A 1,496-nucleotide genomic window follows, 5' to 3' on the forward strand; every position below is an offset into this window, starting at 1 on the left:
GCGAGGGAGGTACGACCGCGGCAATCCAGTCCCCATCGCATGGATTGTCCCCATCACTTTGTTTTCGCGCAGATCTCCTCCGTCATTACATGAGGATATACGCGGGATTTTATCCCGCGCCGGGACGAATGCAATCAAATTGCACGGCAATTCAAATTGCACGGCAATTCCGGAGACGCAGCGCGCGTGTACGAAGAAGACCGGATTGCCGCAGCATTTGATTGCCGCGCTTCGCTCGCAATGACGGGAACCGGATCGTTCCGACGTATTGAAGCCCCTCGCAATGAAGAACGGAAAGGAGCCCTCATGCAAAAGAAATGCGGTTATGTATACATCCTTTTTAACAAAAGGAACGGCACTTTATATACAGGCGTAACGTCCGATTTGATAAAACGGGTTTACGAGCATAAAAGTAAAATGGTGGACGGCTTCACAAAAAAATACGGTGTTGATAAACTGGGCTATTATGAGATCTTTGGTCAGATTATTGACGCGATCGAAAGGGAGAAGCAAATTAAAGCGGGTTCCAGAATGGATAAATTGCGATTGATTGAAAAAGAAAATCCCGGGTGGGTCGATTTATACGATCAAATCCTCGGTCTGAATTAAAACCCGTCTTTGCAGGAAGATATACGCGGGAGGGAGTCTGGATTGCCGCGCTTCGCTCGCAATGACGACGTTGGAATGCCCCCGACGAGTCCCGCTGAAAGCAGCGCGCGCAATGTACCAAAGCCCCTCGCAATAACGGGAGAACGCAGTCCCGTCAGCGAATAGACAATGATAATAAAATGACAAAAGGAGTATCGGGAATATGTACATAAAGTCCTGCCCCGTCTGCGGCGGCGAAGCCGCGCTTTCCGAGTCCGTCGAAGACCGCACCGGCTATTACTGCGAGTGTTACGCATGCGGCAAATCCACCGACGAATTCGCGACGCGCGGCGAGGCGGCGGAGGCATGGAACCGCAGCGAGGCGAAAGATCTGAAAGACACCGAACTCCGGGGCATGTACGCCTTCGTCATGAAGCCGTTCAAAACCTGGCGGAAGGTCTTCATCCGCTTTTTCTTTTTGGTATTCGGCCCGGTCTTTGCCTACACCATGATCTCCTCGCTGAGTCCGGGATCGCCCGGCATCCTGACCGTCGGGATGGCCCTGTTCGCGGCCGTTTGGCTGGCGGCCGCTTTGTTTCTGTTCGCCGGATTTTCCAAAAAGCACTTCGGCGCCGTCCGCCGCCTGCTTAAAAAGGAGCGCGTGAAAAACAATATCGCGGCGGTCCTCGCCTTCTTCGCCGCCCTCGCCGCGCATACCGCCCTTTTCGTTTACGTCGTCATTCCCTTCGCCGAGCGGTGCCGCTACGGGTGATTTGTTAAGATTGATTTGTATCACACCGTAGGGGCGAACTTTGTTCGCCCGCCGTACCATGTAGGGGCGATATCGGGCGCGGCCCGCCGTACCCCACTGTAGGGGCGATTATCAATCGCCCGCAGACACCGCCATA

2 protein-coding genes are annotated in these 1,496 nt (G+C 53.9%); both read left to right on the plus strand.

Annotated features, from left to right (window positions below; genetic code table 11):
• The first annotated feature begins 306 nt into the window (after window positions 1-306).
• A complete protein-coding gene (locus PKH29_11845; protein HNX15530.1) occupies window positions 307-609 on the plus strand; it encodes a GIY-YIG nuclease family protein in 303 nt (100 codons plus the stop codon).
• Between the two features lie 202 nt (window positions 610-811).
• A complete protein-coding gene (locus PKH29_11850) occupies window positions 812-1,360 on the plus strand; it encodes a Lar family restriction alleviation protein (GenBank protein ID HNX15531.1) in 549 nt (182 codons plus the stop codon).
• Window positions 1,361-1,496: the final 136 nt, after the last annotated feature.

Source organism: Oscillospiraceae bacterium, assembly GCA_035353335.1.
Taxonomy (GTDB): domain Bacteria; phylum Bacillota; class Clostridia; order Oscillospirales; family JAKOTC01; genus DAOPZJ01.